At 65.4% G+C, this 15,549-nt stretch carries 29 protein-coding genes; 1 reads left to right on the top strand and 28 read right to left on the bottom strand.

The window, feature by feature from the left end; translation table 11 throughout:
* Nucleotides 1-132 precede the first annotated feature (132 nt).
* From rpsK to rpsJ, 28 genes are all read right to left on the bottom strand, one after another.
* On the bottom strand, nt 133-537 hold the full coding sequence (gene rpsK, locus OG230_RS21465) for a 30S ribosomal protein S11 (protein ID WP_003956432.1): 405 nt from the start codon (nt 535-537) through the stop codon (nt 133-135).
* 72 nt (nt 538-609) lie between these two features.
* Entirely contained in the window at nt 610-990 is a 381-nt protein-coding gene (gene rpsM / locus OG230_RS21460; protein WP_018490826.1) for a 30S ribosomal protein S13, read from the bottom strand.
* 196 nt (nt 991-1,186) lie between these two features.
* Nucleotides 1,187-1,300 (bottom strand): 50S ribosomal protein L36, encoded by a 114-nt coding sequence (gene rpmJ, locus OG230_RS21455; protein WP_003956441.1) that lies wholly within the window; start codon nt 1,298-1,300, stop codon nt 1,187-1,189.
* Between the two features lie 60 nt (nt 1,301-1,360).
* A complete protein-coding gene (gene infA / locus OG230_RS21450) occupies nt 1,361-1,582 on the bottom strand; it encodes a translation initiation factor IF-1 (protein ID WP_003956442.1) in 222 nt (73 codons plus the stop codon).
* Between the two features lie 164 nt (nt 1,583-1,746).
* Entirely contained in the window at nt 1,747-2,583 is an 837-nt protein-coding gene (gene map / locus OG230_RS21445) for a type I methionyl aminopeptidase (RefSeq protein WP_328905330.1), read from the bottom strand.
* Nucleotides 2,584-2,704: 121 nt separating this feature from the next.
* Nucleotides 2,705-3,364, bottom strand: coding sequence for an adenylate kinase (locus OG230_RS21440; RefSeq protein WP_328905329.1), 660 nt, complete (start codon nt 3,362-3,364; stop codon nt 2,705-2,707).
* On the bottom strand, nt 3,364-4,683 hold the full coding sequence (gene secY, locus OG230_RS21435; RefSeq protein ID WP_328905328.1) for a preprotein translocase subunit SecY: 1,320 nt from the start codon (nt 4,681-4,683) through the stop codon (nt 3,364-3,366). The genes OG230_RS21440 and secY overlap by 1 nt, the downstream gene beginning before the upstream one ends.
* 224 nt (nt 4,684-4,907) lie before the next feature.
* Nucleotides 4,908-5,363 carry a 50S ribosomal protein L15 gene (rplO, locus tag OG230_RS21430; protein ID WP_014047794.1) on the bottom strand — a complete coding sequence of 152 codons (456 nt, stop codon included), beginning with the start codon at nt 5,361-5,363 and terminating at the stop codon, nt 4,908-4,910.
* 1 nt (nt 5,364) lies between these two features.
* Nucleotides 5,365-5,547: a 50S ribosomal protein L30 gene (gene rpmD / locus OG230_RS21425; protein ID WP_003966943.1), complete on the bottom strand. Its 183-nt coding sequence runs from the start codon at nt 5,545-5,547 to the stop codon at nt 5,365-5,367.
* Nucleotides 5,547-6,152, bottom strand: a complete 606-nt coding sequence (rpsE, locus tag OG230_RS21420) for a 30S ribosomal protein S5 (protein WP_056796577.1) — start codon at nt 6,150-6,152, stop codon at nt 5,547-5,549. Before rpsE ends, rpmD begins: the two co-directional genes overlap by 1 nt.
* A 47-nt stretch (nt 6,153-6,199) precedes the next feature.
* Nucleotides 6,200-6,583: a 50S ribosomal protein L18 gene (rplR, locus tag OG230_RS21415; RefSeq protein WP_328905327.1), complete on the bottom strand. Its 384-nt coding sequence runs from the start codon at nt 6,581-6,583 to the stop codon at nt 6,200-6,202.
* A 3-nt stretch (nt 6,584-6,586) separates the two neighbouring features.
* Nucleotides 6,587-7,126 (bottom strand): 50S ribosomal protein L6, encoded by a 540-nt coding sequence (gene rplF / locus OG230_RS21410; RefSeq protein WP_328905326.1) that lies wholly within the window; start codon nt 7,124-7,126, stop codon nt 6,587-6,589.
* A 21-nt stretch (nt 7,127-7,147) separates the two neighbouring features.
* The gene (rpsH, locus tag OG230_RS21405) at nt 7,148-7,546 is read right to left on the bottom strand and encodes a 30S ribosomal protein S8 (RefSeq protein WP_028439249.1); all 399 of its coding nucleotides are present in this window, start codon (nt 7,544-7,546) and stop codon (nt 7,148-7,150) included.
* Nucleotides 7,547-7,770: 224 nt separating this feature from the next.
* Nucleotides 7,771-7,956: a type Z 30S ribosomal protein S14 gene (locus tag OG230_RS21400; RefSeq protein ID WP_003948630.1), complete on the bottom strand. Its 186-nt coding sequence runs from the start codon at nt 7,954-7,956 to the stop codon at nt 7,771-7,773.
* Nucleotides 7,957-7,958: 2 nt separating this feature from the next.
* Nucleotides 7,959-8,516 carry a 50S ribosomal protein L5 gene (gene rplE, locus OG230_RS21395; protein WP_073718383.1) on the bottom strand — a complete coding sequence of 186 codons (558 nt, stop codon included), beginning with the start codon at nt 8,514-8,516 and terminating at the stop codon, nt 7,959-7,961.
* Nucleotides 8,516-8,839 carry a 50S ribosomal protein L24 gene (gene rplX / locus OG230_RS21390; RefSeq protein ID WP_111337423.1) on the bottom strand — a complete coding sequence of 108 codons (324 nt, stop codon included), beginning with the start codon at nt 8,837-8,839 and terminating at the stop codon, nt 8,516-8,518. The genes rplE and rplX overlap by 1 nt, the downstream gene beginning before the upstream one ends.
* 2 nt (nt 8,840-8,841) lie before the next feature.
* Nucleotides 8,842-9,210 carry a 50S ribosomal protein L14 gene (gene rplN, locus OG230_RS21385; RefSeq protein ID WP_003966950.1) on the bottom strand — a complete coding sequence of 123 codons (369 nt, stop codon included), beginning with the start codon at nt 9,208-9,210 and terminating at the stop codon, nt 8,842-8,844.
* 106 nt (nt 9,211-9,316) lie between these two features.
* Nucleotides 9,317-9,601: a 30S ribosomal protein S17 gene (gene rpsQ, locus OG230_RS21380; RefSeq protein ID WP_328905325.1), complete on the bottom strand. Its 285-nt coding sequence runs from the start codon at nt 9,599-9,601 to the stop codon at nt 9,317-9,319.
* On the bottom strand, nt 9,601-9,825 hold the full coding sequence (gene rpmC, locus OG230_RS21375; RefSeq protein ID WP_014047786.1) for a 50S ribosomal protein L29: 225 nt from the start codon (nt 9,823-9,825) through the stop codon (nt 9,601-9,603). Before rpmC ends, rpsQ begins: the two co-directional genes overlap by 1 nt.
* Nucleotides 9,825-10,244, bottom strand: a complete 420-nt coding sequence (rplP, locus tag OG230_RS21370) for a 50S ribosomal protein L16 (protein WP_014154587.1) — start codon at nt 10,242-10,244, stop codon at nt 9,825-9,827. Before rplP ends, rpmC begins: the two co-directional genes overlap by 1 nt.
* 5 nt (nt 10,245-10,249) lie before the next feature.
* Nucleotides 10,250-11,089: a 30S ribosomal protein S3 gene (gene rpsC / locus OG230_RS21365; protein ID WP_328905324.1), complete on the bottom strand. Its 840-nt coding sequence runs from the start codon at nt 11,087-11,089 to the stop codon at nt 10,250-10,252.
* Nucleotides 11,089-11,436: a 50S ribosomal protein L22 gene (gene rplV / locus OG230_RS21360; protein ID WP_004571827.1), complete on the bottom strand. Its 348-nt coding sequence runs from the start codon at nt 11,434-11,436 to the stop codon at nt 11,089-11,091. The genes rpsC and rplV overlap by 1 nt, the downstream gene beginning before the upstream one ends.
* A gap of 43 nt (nt 11,437-11,479) precedes the next feature.
* A complete protein-coding gene (rpsS, locus tag OG230_RS21355) occupies nt 11,480-11,761 on the bottom strand; it encodes a 30S ribosomal protein S19 (RefSeq protein ID WP_003966956.1) in 282 nt (93 codons plus the stop codon).
* A gap of 12 nt (nt 11,762-11,773) precedes the next feature.
* Nucleotides 11,774-12,610, bottom strand: coding sequence for a 50S ribosomal protein L2 (rplB, locus tag OG230_RS21350; RefSeq protein ID WP_003966957.1), 837 nt, complete (start codon nt 12,608-12,610; stop codon nt 11,774-11,776).
* 40 nt (nt 12,611-12,650) lie between these two features.
* A complete protein-coding gene (rplW, locus tag OG230_RS21345; protein WP_328905323.1) occupies nt 12,651-12,989 on the bottom strand; it encodes a 50S ribosomal protein L23 in 339 nt (112 codons plus the stop codon).
* Complete coding sequence (gene rplD / locus OG230_RS21340; protein WP_328905322.1) at nt 12,989-13,639, bottom strand: 50S ribosomal protein L4; 651 nt, start codon at nt 13,637-13,639, stop codon at nt 12,989-12,991. Before rplD ends, rplW begins: the two co-directional genes overlap by 1 nt.
* A 4-nt stretch (nt 13,640-13,643) precedes the next feature.
* Complete coding sequence (gene rplC, locus OG230_RS21335; RefSeq protein WP_328905321.1) at nt 13,644-14,288, bottom strand: 50S ribosomal protein L3; 645 nt, start codon at nt 14,286-14,288, stop codon at nt 13,644-13,646.
* A 14-nt stretch (nt 14,289-14,302) separates the two neighbouring features.
* Complete coding sequence (gene rpsJ, locus OG230_RS21330; RefSeq protein ID WP_003948644.1) at nt 14,303-14,611, bottom strand: 30S ribosomal protein S10; 309 nt, start codon at nt 14,609-14,611, stop codon at nt 14,303-14,305.
* A gap of 449 nt (nt 14,612-15,060) precedes the next feature.
* Between rpsJ and OG230_RS21325 the strand changes: the two genes are divergently transcribed.
* Nucleotides 15,061-15,519 (top strand): GNAT family N-acetyltransferase, encoded by a 459-nt coding sequence (locus tag OG230_RS21325; protein ID WP_328905320.1) that lies wholly within the window; start codon nt 15,061-15,063, stop codon nt 15,517-15,519.
* Nucleotides 15,520-15,549 lie beyond the last annotated feature (30 nt).

Raw genomic sequence — 15,549 nt, 5'->3', positions numbered from 1 at the left:
AGAATCCTTCAGTCGTGGGCACCCACTATTTGATGCCCGACAGGTAGAACAAGGGTACGGGCGGCACGCCTCGGAAGAGACATACCGCCCGGACCCGAAAGAAACGCAACAACCGTTACCGGCCGTCGTGCGTCAGACGCGACGACGCTTCGGCGGGCGGCAGCCGTTGTGCGGCGTCGGGGTGACGTCCTGGATCGAACCGACCTCGAGGCCCGTGGCCTGGAGGGAGCGGATCGCGGTCTCGCGGCCGGAGCCCGGACCCTTGACGAAGACGTCAACCTTGCGCATGCCGTGCTCCTGCGCGCGGCGGGCGGCCGACTCGGCGGCCATCTGCGCGGCGAAGGGGGTGGACTTGCGCGAGCCCTTGAAGCCGACGTGGCCGGCGGAGGCCCAGGAGATCACGTTGCCCGAGGGGTCCGTGATCGAGACGATGGTGTTGTTGAACGTGCTCTTGATGTGCGCGTGGCCGTGAGCGACGTTCTTCTTTTCCTTGCGACGCACCTTCTTGGCTGCGCCCTGACGACCCTTGGGGGGCATGTCTTGACTCCAGATGGAGAGGGGAGGTGATCGGTCCTACAGCGAAGACCGCTGGATAGCGTCCGCTGAGGACTACTTCTTGCCCGGCTTCTTCTTACCGGCGATCGCGCGACGCGGGCCCTTGCGGGTACGCGCGTTGGTGCTGGTGCGCTGGCCGTGCACCGGCAGACCGCGGCGGTGACGGATGCCCTGGTAGCAACCGATCTCGACCTTGCGGCGGATGTCGGCCTGGATCTCGCGACGGAGGTCACCCTCGGTGCGGAGGTTGGCGTCCACGTACTCGCGGATCTTGACCAGGTCCTCTTCGGCCAGGTCACGAACGCGGGTGTTCGGGTTCACGCCGGTGGTGGCGAGGATCTCCTTGGACCGGGTGCGCCCGATACCGAAGACGTAGGTGAGGGCAACCTCCACGCGCTTTTCGCGCGGGATGTCAACACCTGAAACGCGTGCCATTCAATGGCTCCAGTTGTTATTTCGGGGGTCTTCCACAGTGCCACTCCCGGCCGCCGACCTCTCGTACGAAGTACGGAGGTGGTACGTCCGGGTCCCCGGCCCCCGCCGGAGGTGTCGTCAGCCGTGGCTTGGACGAGCACTGCGTATACGAATTACGTGCGTCGCGCGAAGTCTGCGAGATGCAGGGGGTCGTGCTTCAGCCCTGGCGCTGCTTGTGGCGCAGGTTGTCGCAGATGACCATGACCCGGCCGTGACGGCGGATCACCTTGCACTTGTCGCAGATCTTCTTGACGCTCGGCTTGACCTTCATGGGATGTCAGGTTCTCCGGGTCAGTGCCACCACCGCGCCGAAGCGCGGTGCGGGCAAGATCTACTTGTATCGGTAGACGATCCGGCCACGCGTCAGGTCGTACGGAGAGAGCTCCACCACGACCCGGTCATCCGGGAGGATACGGATGTAGTGCATCCGCATCTTGCCGCTGATGTGCGCGAGGACCTTGTGACCGTTCTGGAGTTCCACCTTGAACATGGCGTTCGGGAGGGACTCGATCACGGTGCCCTCAATTTCGATGGCACCTTGCTTCTTGGCCACGCTTCGCCTTTCGAATCGGCTACCTTGATCGACTTCGGCTTCCGTATGCGGACACACGGATGCACGAGAGCCGACGAGTCAGTCTACGTCAGAGGACTCGAAAAGACGAATCCGTCAAGTTTGCCCACTTCGGCTGATCCAAAAACCAGCGCCCGCCCGCGCACTCAGCCCAGGGGGTCGGGCGCCGCCTCGATCCCGTACTGGGCCAGCTTGGCGCGACCGCAGTCGGGGGCGGTCAGGACCAGCGGGCCCTGCTCCGTCAGAGCGATCGAGTGCTCCCAGTGCGAGGACCAGGTGCCGTCGGTCGTCAGGACCGTCCACTCGTCGTCGAGGACCTTCGTCTGCGCCGTACCGAGGGACACCATCGGCTCGATGGCCAGGCAGATGCCCGGGACCAGCTTGACGCCCTTGCCGCGCTTGCGGGAGACGTAGTTCAGCAGGTGCGGGTCCATGTGCATCTCGGTGCCGATGCCGTGGCCGCCGTAGTCCTCGATGATCCCGTACTTGCCGGTGGCCGGGCGGGGCTGGCGGCGGATGTAGGACTCGATCGCCTTCGAGATGTCGACGAGGCGGTTGTTCACCTTCATCGCGGCGATCCCGGCCCACATCGACTCCTCGGTCACCCGGGACAGCTCGACGAGCTCCGGGGCGTGACCGGTACCGACGAAGGCGGTGTACGCGGCGTCGCCGTGCCAGCCGTCGATGATCGCTCCGGCGTCGATCGAGATGATGTCGCCGTCCTTGAGGACCGTCTTGTCGTCCGGGATGCCGTGCACGACGACCTCGTTGACCGAGGTGCAGATGGTCGCGGGGAATCCGCCGTACCCGAGGAAGTTCGACTTCGCACCGTGGTCGGCGATCACCTTGCGGGCGACCTCGTCCAGGTCCTTCGTGGTGGCGCCGGGCACGGCCGCCTCGCGGGTGGCGGCGTGAATGGCAGCGACCACCAGGCCGGCCTCGCGCATCTTCGCGATCTGCTCGGGGGTCTTGATCTGCACCATTGCTCGGCGCCTCTCTGCGTCTAAGGGATACGGGTGCGGCGTACCCCACGATACGGCGCAAACAGTCGGCCGCGACGCCCTGAGGCGCCGCGGCCGACTGTGAAGGTGATGCGGGGAGGTCTCAGCCCTCGTCGGACTTCTTGAGCGCCTCCATGGCCCGCGCGGTCACGTCCGTGACCTTGCCGAGCGCGGAGATGGTGACCACCAGGCCCTGGGCCCTGTAGTAGTCGATGATCGGCTCGGTCTGCGTGTGGTAGACCTCGAGCCGGGTACGGACCGTCTCCTCGCTGTCGTCGTCCCGCTGGTACAGCTCGCCGCCGCAGGTGTCGCAGACACCCTCGGTCTTCGGCGGGTTGTACGTCACGTGGAAGACGTGCGAGCCCTCGTTCCGGCAGATGCGGCGGCCGGCGATGCGCTTGACCACCTCGTCCTCGGGGACCTCGAGGTCCAGGACCGCGTCCAGCTTGGTGCCCTCGTCCTTGAGCATCCCGTCGAGAGCCTCGGCCTGCCCCACATTGCGGGGGAAGCCGTCGAGCAGGAAGCCGTTGACGGCGTCCGGCTGGGACATACGGTCCTTGGCCATCCCGATGGTGACCTCGTCCGGCACCAGCTGGCCTGCGTCCATGTAGGCGCGGGCCTGCTTGCCAAGGTCGGTGCCCTGGCTGATGTTGGCGCGGAAGAGGTCGCCCGTGGAGATCTGCGGAATCGACAGGTTCTGGGCAAGGTACGCAGCCTGCGTTCCCTTGCCGGCACCGGGCGGCCCGACGAGGACGATTCGCATCAGCGGAGGAACCCTTCGTAATTGCGCTGCTGGAGCTGACTCTCGATCTGCTTCACGGTTTCCAGACCCACACCCACGATGATGAGGATGCTTGTCCCGCCGAACGGGAAGTTCTGGTTGGCACCGCCGAAGCCTGCCAACGCCATCGTCGGCACGAGTGCGATCAGACCCAGATACAGCGAGCCCGGCCAAGTGATCCTGTTGAGCACGTAACTCAGATACTCGGCGGTCGGGCGACCAGCCCGGATACCCGGGATGAAGCCACCATACTTCTTCATGTTGTCGGCGACTTCCTCGGGGTTGAACGAGATCGCCACATAGAAGAAGGCGAAGAAAACGATCAACAGGAAGTACGTCGCGATGTAGTACGGGTGGTCACCCTTGACGAAGTGATCCTTGATCCATGTCGCCCAGCCCGCAGTGGAGTTGGAGAACTGGACGATCAACGCCGGGATGTAGAGCAGCGAAGAGGCGAAGATGACGGGAATCACACCCGCCTGGTTCACCTTCAGCGGGATGTACGTGGACGTACCGCCGTAGGACCGGCGTCCGATCATTCGCTTCGCGTACTGCACCGGAATGCGGCGCTGGGCCTGCTCGACGAAGACGACGAGCCCGACCATCACGAAGCCGATCAGGATGACGGTGGCGAACTCGATCCAGCCGTCCGCGAGCTTGCCGCTCGTCTTGATGGCCCACAGGGCGCCGGGGAAGCTGGCGGCGATCGAGATGAACATCAGGATCGACATGCCGTTGCCGATGCCGCGGTCGGTGATGAGCTCACCGAGCCACATGACAGCGGCAGTTCCGGCGGTCATGGTGAGGACCATGACGACCGTCGTGAAGATCGATTGGTTGGGAACGATCTGGTCGGCGACCGGACAGCCGCTGAACAGAGCCCCGCTGCGGGCGGTTGCCACCAGGCCGGTGCCCTGGAGGATGGCGAGCGCCACGGTCAGATAACGCGTGTACTGCGTGATCTTGCCCTGGCCCGACTGCCCCTCCTTCTTGAGGGCTTCGAGCCTGGGGATGACGACGGTCAGCAGCTGAAGAATGATGCTGGCCGTGATGTACGGCATGATGCCGAGCGCGAAGATCGTGATCTGCAGCAGTGCACCACCGCTGAACATGTTCACCAGGCCGAAGAGGCTGTTGTTGCCCTTGCTTGCCTGATCAACACAGGTCTGGACGTTCTCGTAGCTCACTCCCGGTACGGGAATGTGCGCCCCGAGACGGTAGAGCACGATGATGCCGAGCGTGAAGAACAGCTTCTTGCGCAGGTCGGGCGTCTTGAACGCCCGGGCGAACGCGGTGAGCACGGTGCCTCCTGCGACCCCCGCGCAATGCGTAGAGGTGACGGTCTTGAGGATCGACGATTAGGTAACAGTCAAAGGTCCCCGGGCGGACGCCCAGGGGGTCAGCACACAACAACGCTGGCCACCTTACCGGCGACCATGCCCCCCTAGGAACGACCAACCGGGGATGCCCCATATGAGAGGCATCCCCGGTCGGATGTTCAGGCCACCAGCTTGTCCGAGTTGTCTCAGACGAGCTCGGTGACAGTGCCGCCGGCAGCGGCAATCTTCTCCTTGGCGGAGCCGGAAACGGCGTCAACCGAAACCTGCAGTGCCACGGAGATCTCGCCCTGTCCGAGGACCTTGACGAGGTGGTTGTTGCGCACAGCGCCCTTGGCGACCAGGTCGGCCACCGTGACCTCTCCACCCTCGGGGTAGAGCGTCGCGAGCTTGTCCAGGTTCACGACCTGGTACTCCGTGCGGAACGGGTTCTTGAAGCCCTTGAGCTTCGGGAGACGCATGTGGAGGGGCATCTGGCCACCCTCGAAGCGCTCCGGAACCTGGTAACGAGCCTTCGTACCCTTGGTACCACGGCCTGCGGTCTTACCCTTGGACGCCTCACCACGACCCACACGGGTCTTGGCGGTCTTGGCGCCCGGGGCAGGCCGGAGGTTGTGGGCCTTCAGCGGGCTGTTCTCCGCCATGTCAGTCAACCTCCTCAACCGTCACGAGGTGGCGGACGGTGTGAACCATTCCGCGGAACTCGGGGCGGTCCTCCTTGACAACCGAGTCGTTCAGGCGCTTGAGCCCGAGCGAACGCAGTGTGTCGCGGTGGTTCTGCTTGCTGCCGATGTACGACTTCGTCTGCGTGATCTTGAGGCGAGCCATTACGCACCCGCTCCCGCACGTGCACGAAGCAGAGCCGCGGGGGCGACGTCCTCGAGGGGCAGACCACGGCGAGCCGCGATCTCCTCGGGACGCTGCAGGCCCTGAAGGGCCGCCACGGTCGCATGCACGATGTTGATCGGGTTCGAAGAACCGAGCGACTTCGACAGGATGTCGTGAACGCCGGCGCACTCCAGAACGGCGCGCACCGGGCCACCCGCGATCACACCGGTACCGGGGGAAGCAGGCTTGAGCAGAACGACGCCTGCAGCCTTCTCGCCCTGGATCGGGTGAGGGATGGTGCCCTGGATACGCGGAACCTTGAAGAAGCTCTTCTTGGCCTCTTCAACGCCCTTGGCGATGGCCGCGGGAACTTCCTTGGCCTTGCCGTATCCGACACCGACGGTGCCGTCACCATCGCCCACCACGACCAGCGCGGTGAAGCTGAAGCGACGACCACCCTTCACAACCTTGGCGACGCGGTTGATCGCGACGACGCGCTCGACGTACGCGGTCTTCTCGGCGGCGCTTGCGCCACCGTCACGGCCCTTCCGGTCCCGCCGCTCGCCGCCACCGGCACCGCTTCCGCGGCGCTGGGGTCCAGCCATTGGAATTACCTCTCTCTGTTACGTCCGCTGTGCGTAGGAACCGGGGCTTAGAACTTCAGCCCGGCTTCACGGGCGGCGTCAGCCAGAGCGGCAATCCGCCCGGCGTACTGGTTACCACCGCGGTCAAACACGACGGCCTCGACGCCTGCGGCCTTGGCGCGCTCGGCGACCAGGGCCCCGACCTGCTTGGCCAGGGTGCTCTTGTCACCCTCGCCACCACGGATGGAAGCGTCCAGGGTCGATGCCGAGGCGAGCGTGTGGCCCGCGACGTCGTCGATGACCTGAGCCACCATGTGGCGGTTGGAACGCGTCACAACCAGGCGCGGCCGCTCCGGCGAACCGGAGATGTGCTTGCGGACGCGGATGTGGCGGCGCTTGAGGGCGGCACGCTTGTAGGCGTCACCCTTGGCGATCTTTACACCGTATGCCATGGCTTACTTACCCGCCTTTCCGACCTTGCGGCGGATAACCTCGCCGGCGTACTTGACGCCCTTGGCCTTGTACGGGTCGGGCTTCCGCAGCTTGCGGATCTTCGCGGAGACCTCGCCGACCTTCTGCTTGTCGATGCCCTCGACACTGAACTTCGTGGGCGACTCGACCTTGAAGGTGATGCCTTCCGGAGCCTCGATGAGGATCGGGTGGCTGTAACCCAGGGCGAACTCCAGGTTGGAGCCCTTCGCCTGGACTCGGTAACCGACACCGCTGATCTCGAGCGCCTTGCTGTATCCCGCGGTCACGCCGGTGATCATGTTCGCCACCAGCGTGCGGGACAGGCCGTGAAGGGCCTTGTTCTGACGCTCGTCGTTAGGGCGAACGACGTTGAGCACGCCGTCCTCACCCTTGGTGACCTCGATCGGCGCTGCAACGGTGTGCGAGAGGGTGCCCTTGGGGCCCTTCACTGCGACCGTGCGGCCATCGATGGTGACGTCCACACCGGCGGGAACCTGGATGGGGAGCTTGCCGATTCGCGACATGAGCTATTCCTCCGTTCCCGACTACCAGACGTAGGCGAGGACTTCCCCACCTACGCCCTTCTTGCTGGCCTGCTGGCCGGTCAGGAGACCGTGGGACGTGGAGATGATCGCCACGCCCAGGCCGCCGAGAACCTTCGGCAGATTGGTGGACTTTGCGTATACACGCAGACCCGGCTTCGAGATTCGCTTGATGCCGGCGATCGAGCGCTCGCGGTTCGGTCCGAACTTCAGCTCGAGGACAAGGTTCTTTCCAACCTCGGCGTCCTCGACCTTCCAGCCGGTGATGAAGCCCTCCTGCTGGAGGATCTCCGCGATGTGCGACTTGATCTTGCTGTGCGGCATCGCGACGTCGTCGTGATACGCCGAGTTCGCGTTGCGCAGACGCGTGAGCATGTCTGCGATGGGATCAGTCATGGTCATGAGTTGGCCTTCGGCCTCTCTCGCCGGGGTTTCCTGTATGCGCCATCCCTCTCCCCACTCAGTGGCGGGACGGGTGCGGTGCGGGGACCTACGGCGTAGTAAGTCGGTCTTGGGCGGCAGGCGCCCAACCCCACAAGCCTACGGCATGCGAGGAGGGGCTCCTGCCGACCAGATGCTTACCGAGAGTCTCCGGGTAATCCCAACGCCCAAAGGGCGAAGGAGAATTACCAGGAGCTCTTGGTCACGCCCGGCAGCTCGCCACGGTGAGCCATCTCACGAAGGCACACGCGGCACAGGCCGAACTTGCGGTACACGGAGTGGGGCCGGCCGCAGCGCTGGCAGCGGGTGTACCCGCGGACGCCGAACTTCGGCTTGCGGGCGGCCTTAGCGATCAGAGCCTTCTTCGCCACGGTCAGTTCTCCTTGAACGGGAAGCCGAGGTGACGAAGGAGGGCACGACCCTCGTCGTCGTTGGTCGCCGTGGTGACCACGGTGATGTCCATGCCCCGGACCCGGTCGATCTTGTCCTGGTCGATCTCGTGGAACATGACCTGCTCCGTGAGACCGAAGGTGTAGTTGCCACGGCCGTCGAACTGCTTCGGCGACAGGCCGCGGAAGTCACGGATACGCGGAAGCGCGAGCGACAGCGTACGGTCCAGGAACTCCCACATGCGGTCACCACGGAGGGTGACGTGGCAGCCGATCGGCTGCCCCTCGCGCAGCTTGAACTGCGCGATCGACTTGCGGGCCTTCGTGACGGCCGGCTTCTGACCGGTGATCGTGGTGAGGTCCTTGACGGCCCCGTCGATCAGCTTGGAGTCGCGGGCGGCGTCGCCCACACCCATGTTGACCACGATCTTGACCAGACCGGGAACCTGCATGACGTTCTCGTACGAGAACTCCTCACGCAGCTTGCCGGCGATTTCCTCGCGGTAGCGCGTCTTGAGACGCGGCGCTGTGGTGGTAGTCATCAGATGTCCTCACCGGTGCGCTTGGCAACGCGGATCTTGTTGCCCTCGTCGTCAAAACGGTAGCCGACGCGAGTAACGACCTTCTTGCCGTCCTTCTCAACAACCAGCTGCACGTTGCTGACGTGGACCGGAGCCTCGGTCGTCACAATGCCACCGGTCTGCGAACCGCGAGCGGTCTGGCCGGCCTTCGTGTGCTTCTTGACCCGGTTGACACCCTCGACGAGGACGCGGTCCTGAGCAGGGTAGGCAACGATGACCTTGCCCTGCTTGCCCTTGTCCTTACCGGTGATGACCTGAACCAGGTCGCCCTTCTTGATCTTCATGCTTACAGCACCTCCGGCGCGAGCGAGATGATCTTCATGAACTTCTTCTCGCGCAGCTCTCGGCCCACCGGGCCGAAGATACGGGTGCCGCGGGGGTCGCCGTCGTTCTTCAGAATGACGGCAGCGTTCTCGTCGAAGCGGATGTACGAGCCATCCTGACGACGACGCTCCTTGACGGTGCGAACGATGACGGCCTTGACGACGTCACCCTTCTTCACGTTGCCACCGGGGATTGCGTCCTTGACGGTGGCGACGATGACGTCACCGATGCCCGCGTAGCGGCGACCCGAGCCACCGAGAACACGGATGGTGAGAATTTCCTTCGCACCCGTGTTGTCGGCGACGCGAAGTCGCGACTCCTGCTGGATCACGTCTATCTCCTGATCGTCTGCCGGTTCCCGGCGGGGGCCACTCCGTTACGGAGCGGACCCCCACCGAGCCTGGCGGAACTGTCCTGAGGGGAAACCCCCTCAGGGATTACTTGGCCTTCTCGAGGATCTCGACGATGCGCCAGCGCTTCGTCGCAGACAGCGGCCGCGTCTCCATGATGACGACACGGTCGCCGACGCCGGCAGAGTTCTGCTCGTCGTGGGCCTTGAGCTTGTTGGTACGGCGGATGACCTTGCCGTACAGCGCGTGCTTGACGCGGTCCTCGACAGCGACGACGACGGTCTTGTCCATCTTGTCGCTGACGACGAGACCCTCACGGGTCTTGCGGAAACCGCGCTGCTCAGTCGTCTCAGTCACATTCTTCTCGCTCATCAGACGCTCTCCACCGTCTCGATGCCCAGCTCGCGCTCGCGCATCAGGGTGTAGATCCGGGCGATGTCCTTACGGACGGACTTGAGCCGACCGTGGTTCTCGAGCTGGCCCGTCGCCGCCTGGAAGCGGAGGTTGAACAGCTCTTCCTTGGCCTCGCGGAGCTTGTTGAGGAGCTCCTCGTTGCCCAGTTCGCGCAGCTCGGACGCCTTGGTACCGGCCGACATCACGACTCACCTGCCTCGCGCCGAACGATCCGGCACTTCATCGGAAGCTTGTGAGCAGCGCGGGTAAGCGCCTCACGAGCAATCTTCTCGTTCGGGTAGGACAGCTCGAACATCACCCGACCCGGCTTGACGTTCGCGATCCACCACTCGGGAGAACCCTTACCGGAACCCATGCGGGTCTCGGCAGGCTTCTTCGTCAGGGGACGGTCCGGATAAATGTTGATCCAGACCTTTCCGCCACGCTTGATGTGGCGGGTCATCGCGATACGAGCGGCCTCGATCTGGCGGTTCGTCACGTACGCCGGGGACAGCGCCTGGATGCCGTACTCGCCGAACGCAACCTGCGTGCCACCCTTGGACATACCGCTGCGCTTCGGGTGGTGCTGCTTGCGGTGCTTGACCCTACGGGGGATCAGCATTTCGGTCAGGCCTCCGTTCCGGTGCTCTCAGCCGGAGCAGCGGCGGCGGGAGCGTCGGCCTTGGGGGCCTCGGCTGCCGGCGCGGACTGCTGCGGCTTGCGGCCTCCGCGACCGCCACGCTCGCCACCGCGGCCACCACGGCCGGCGGGACGCTCAGCGCCACCACGAGCCGGACGGTTGCCGGCACGGGCTGCGGCGTTCTCGGCGCGGACCTCGGCGATGTTCTTGACGTCGCCCTTGTAGATCCAGACCTTCACACCGATACGGCCGAAGGTCGTCTTGGCCTCGAAGAAGCCGTAGTCCACGTTCGCGCGGAGCGTGTGCAGGGGCACGCGGCCCTCGCGGTAGAACTCCGAGCGGGACATCTCGGCGCCGCCGAGGCGACCGCCGCACTGGATCTTGATGCCCTTGGCGCCGGCCTTCATCGTGCTCTGCATGCTCTTACGCATGGCACGACGGAAGGAGACGCGGGAGGAGAGCTGCTCGGCGACGGCCTGGGCCACCAGCTGAGCGTCGACCTCGGGGTTCTTGACCTCGAGGATGTTCAGCTGGACCTGCTTGCCGGTCAGCTTCTCCAGCTCGCCACGGATGCGGTCGGCCTCGGCGCCACGGCGACCGATGACGATGCCCGGGCGGGCGGTGTGGATGTCAACGCGGACGCGGTCGCGGGTGCGCTCGATCTCAACCTTCGAGATACCGGCACGCTCCATGCCCTTCGTCATCATGCGACGAATGGCAACGTCTTCCTTGACGTAGTCCTTGTACAGCTTGTCGGCGTACCAACGGGACTTGAAGTCCGTGGTAATGCCGAGCCGGAACCCATGCGGGTTAACCTTCTGGCCCATTACCGGGTTCCTTCCTTGCTGCTGACGACCACGGTGATGTGGCTGGTCCGCTTACGGATCCGGTAGGCACGGCCCTGAGCACGCGGACGGAACCGCTTCAGGGTCGGGCCCTCGTCCACGTACGCCTCGCTGATGACCAGCGAAGAGGCGTCGGTGTGGTCGTAGTTGTGTGCAGCGTTGGCAATGGCGCTGTCAAGCACCTTGCCAACCGGCACGCTCGCGGCCTGCGGGGCGAAACGCAGGACCGCCTGAGCCTCCGTGGCATCCATGCCACGGATGAGGTCCACCACTCGGCGGGCCTTCATGGGCGTGACGCGGATGTACCGCGCCTGGGCCCTGGCTTCCATGGTTGTCCCTTCGGTGTAAGTCATAGTCGTTTCCACCCCGCGCTTAGCGGCGCTTCGACTTCCGGTCGTCCTTGACGTGGCCGCGGAAGGTGCGAGTCGGCGAGAACTCGCCGAGCTTGTGGCCGACCATCGACTCGGTGACGAACACCGGGACGTGGATCTTGCCGTTGTGCACCGCGATGGTGTGACCCAGCATGGCCGGGACGATCATCGAGCGACGGGACCAGGTCTTGATGACGTTCTTGGTGCCTGCCTCGTTCTGTACGTCCACCTTCTTGATGAGGTGGCCGTCGACGAAGGGCCCCTTCTTGAGACTGCGCGGCATCTAAACCCGCTCCTAGCGCTTCTTGTTCGTCTTGCGGCGGCGGACGATGTACTTGTTCGATGCCTTCTTCGGCGAACGAGTACGACCCTCCTTCTGACCCCACGGCGAGACCGGGTGACGTCCACCGGAGGTCTTGCCTTCACCACCACCGTGCGGGTGGTCAACCGGGTTCATCGCGACACCGCGGACGGTCGGGCGAACGCCCTTCCAGCGCATACGGCCGGCCTTGCCCCAGTTGATGTTCGACTGCTCGGCGTTGCCGACCTCGCCGATCGTGGCGCGGCAGCGGGCGTCGACCAGGCGGATCTCACCCGACGGCATACGAAGGTGGGCCATGGTGCCCTCCTTCGCCAGCAGCTGCACGGAGGCACCCGCGGAACGGGCGAACTTCGCGCCGCCGCCGGGCCGCAGCTCGATGGCGTGGATGGTCGTACCGACCGGGATGTTGCGCAGCGCCAGGTTGTTACCGGGCTTGATGTCTGCAGTCGGACCGTTCTCGACACGGTCACCCTGCGACAGGCCACGGGGAGCGACGATGTAACGCTTCTCGCCGTCCGCGTAGTGCAGCAGCGCGATGCGCGCGGTGCGGTTCGGGTCGTACTCGATGTGCGCGACCTTGGCCGGCACGCCGTCCTTGTCGTGACGACGGAAGTCGATCACTCGGTAGGCGCGCTTGTGGCCACCGCCCTGGTGGCGAACGGTCACACGACCGGCGTTGTTACGGCCGCCCTTGCTGTGCAGGGGGCGGACCAGCGACTTCTCCGGCGTGGACCGCGTGATCTCGACAAAGTCGGCGACGCTGGAGCCACGACGGCCCGGGGTCGTCGGCTTGTACTTGCGGATTCCCATTTCTCAGTCCTCGTCCGATTCCGGACGATCCAGACCGCCGTTAGGCGGTCGGACCGCCGAAGATGTCGATACGGTCGCCCTCGGCAAGGGTCACGATGGCGCGCTTGGTGTCAGCACGCTTGCCGAAGCCGGTCTTGGTCCGCTTGCGCTTACCCTGCCGGTTGATCGTGTTGACCCCGGTGACCTTGACCGAGAAGACCGCTTCCACGGCCTGCTTGATCTGGGTCTTGTTGGAGCCGGGCGCGACGATGAACGTGTACTTGTTCTCGTCGAGCAGCGCGTAGCTCTTCTCGGAGACAACCGGCTTGACGAGAACGTCACGCGGGTCCGAGTAGGTCTTGCTCGTGATGGTCGAGCTGGTAACGGTCGCCTCGCTCATCAGGCGTCGCTCCCTTCGGTCTCAGCGGTCTGGGGGCCAGACACGAAGGACTCGAAAGCGGCCTGGGTGAAGACCACGTCGTCAGAGACGATCACGTCGTACGTGTTCAGCTGGCCCGGCTCCAGGATGTGCACCTGGGGCAGGTTGCGTGCGGACAGCCACGCGGCCTCGTCGGCGCGGTCGACGACCAGGAGCAGGTTGGAGCGCTCCGAGATCTTGCCGAACAGCGTCTTGGCGGCCTTCGTGGAAACTCCACCCTCGACCACGCCGGTGACGACGTGGATGCGGGAGTGACGCGCCCGGTCGGAGAGGGCACCGCGCAGGGCGGCGGCCTTCATCTTCTTCGGGGTGCGCTGCGAGTAGTCGCGCGGCTGCGGGCCGTGGACGACGCCACCGCCGGCGAACTGCGGCGCACGGGTCGAACCCTGGCGCGCGCGGCCGGTGCCCTTCTGGCGGTAAGGCTTGCGGCCACCACCACGGACTTCGCCGCGACGCTTGGTCTTGTGCGTGCCCTGACGGGCAGCTGCCAGCTGTGCGACAACGACCTGGTGGATCAGCGGAACGCTGGTCTTCGCGTCGAAGATCTCCGCAGGGAGCTCGACGGTACCGGCCTTGTCGCCTGCCGGCGAAAGGATGTCAATGGTGCTCATTACCTCAAGCCCCCTTGGCCGCGGTACGGACCAGGACGAGGCCGCCGTTCGGACCGGGGACTGCGCCCTTGATGAGCAGCAGACCCTTCTCCGCGTCAACCGCGTGGATGGTCAGGTTCTGGGTGGTGACGCGCTCGTTACCCATCCGGCCGGCCATGCGCATGCCCTTGAAGACACGCCCAGGGGTGGCGCAGCCACCGATCGAACCGGGGGAACGGTGCTTGCGCTGGACGCCGTGGCCGGCGCCGAGGCCCTTGAAGTTGTGACGCTTCATGACACCGGCGAAGCCCTTGCCCTTGCTCTTGCCCGTGACGTCAACCTTGACGCCGGACTCGAACACCTCGGCAGTGATCTCCTGGCCCAGCGTGTACTCGCTGGAGTCAGGGGTGCGGAGCTCCACCAGGTGGCGGCGGGGGGTCACGTCGGCCTTGGCGAAGTGGCCCTTGAGGGGCTTGTTCACCTTGCGCGGGTCGATCTCGCCGAAGGCGATCTGGACCGACTCGTAGCCGTCGCTGTCGTTCGTACGAACCTGCGTCACGACGCACGGCCCGGCCTTGACGACGGTCACCGGGACAACCCGGTTGTTCTCGTCCCAGACCTGGGTCATGCCGAGCTTCTCGCCCAGGACGCCCTTGATGTTCTTGCTCATCTCGGCCCGTCCCCTCAGAGCTTGATCTCGATGTCGACGCCAGCCGGCAGGTCGAGGCGCATCAGCGAGTCAACCGTCTTCGGCGTGGGGTCGAGAATGTCGATGAGGCGCTTGTGCGTGCGCATCTCGAAGTGCTCGCGAGAGTCCTTGTACTTGTGCGGCGACTTGATGACGCAGTACACGTTCTTCTCAGTGGGCAGCGGCACCGGGCCCGCGACCGACGCACCAGTGCGGGTCACCGTCTCGACGATCTTCTTCGCCGAGGAGTCGATGACCTCGTGGTCGTAGGCCTTGAGCCGGATGCGGATCTTCTGTCCCGCCATGGCTACTAGTAGTCCTGTCTCTCATAACGCTCTGGAACCCGGGGGTTCTCGTAACTCCGTCTCCGACCCACGCGGTCGGGCGTGTCGCATCCCCTCTACGAAAATCTCCCGAAGGAAATCCCAACCAAGGGGGTGCGGGCCTGAGACCTCGCGAACCGGGGGCGGAACACCCACCGGGTGCCTGATCGGCGCCCTGCTGAACTTCCCGAAAGATTCCCGTACGTCCGACCCGCATGGGGTCGACGAGTACCGTGGGACTCGCTTCCGGTCCTCCCGGCGGGAGGCGCGCAGCATTGACACTCAACCGAGCAACCTGGCTAGTGTGCCATACGGGTCGCAGGCCTGGCCAATCGGGCGGAGGATCTTACCCCCCGTGGTCGGATGGTCAAACGCGGGCACGTTCCCGGCCGGCCTGAGGCGCCTCCACGCGGCCCTGCGAGACTCCCGCCATGGAAACGAACACGCGGCCGACCTGGACCCTGCGCCCCGCGGAGCCTGCGGACGTCGAGGCGATCGCCGAGCTCCGGGCCGTCGTGATGCGCCCCGACCTGGAGCGCCTGGGCCGCTACGACGACCACCGTGTACGGCAGCGGCTGCGGGACGCGTTCTGCGCCGAGCACACCTCCGTCGTCCTGGCCGACGGCTCCTTCGCCGGGTGCGTCGCCCTGCGCCCGCACCTGGACGGGCACTGGCTGGAGCACTTCTACCTCTCCCCCGCCCACCAGGGCCACGGGCTCGGTTCCGCCGTCCTCGGCGCCCTGCTCGCCCGTACGGACGCCGAGGGCGCCCCCGTACGCCTCGACGTGCTCCAGGGCAGCGCGGCCAGGCGTCTGTACGAGCGCCACGGCTTCGTCCTGGAGTCCGAGGACCCCGTCGACGTCTTCATGGTCCGCCGGCCCGCCCGCTGAGCCGGGCAACCCTGACGCCCCCGCGTCCGT

The sequence above is a fragment of the Streptomyces sp. NBC_00234 genome (assembly GCF_036195325.1).
GTDB lineage: Bacteria > Actinomycetota > Actinomycetes > Streptomycetales > Streptomycetaceae > Streptomyces.
The sequence above is the reverse complement of the archived record's forward strand: the minus strand, read 5'-3'. Positions and strand labels throughout refer to the sequence as shown.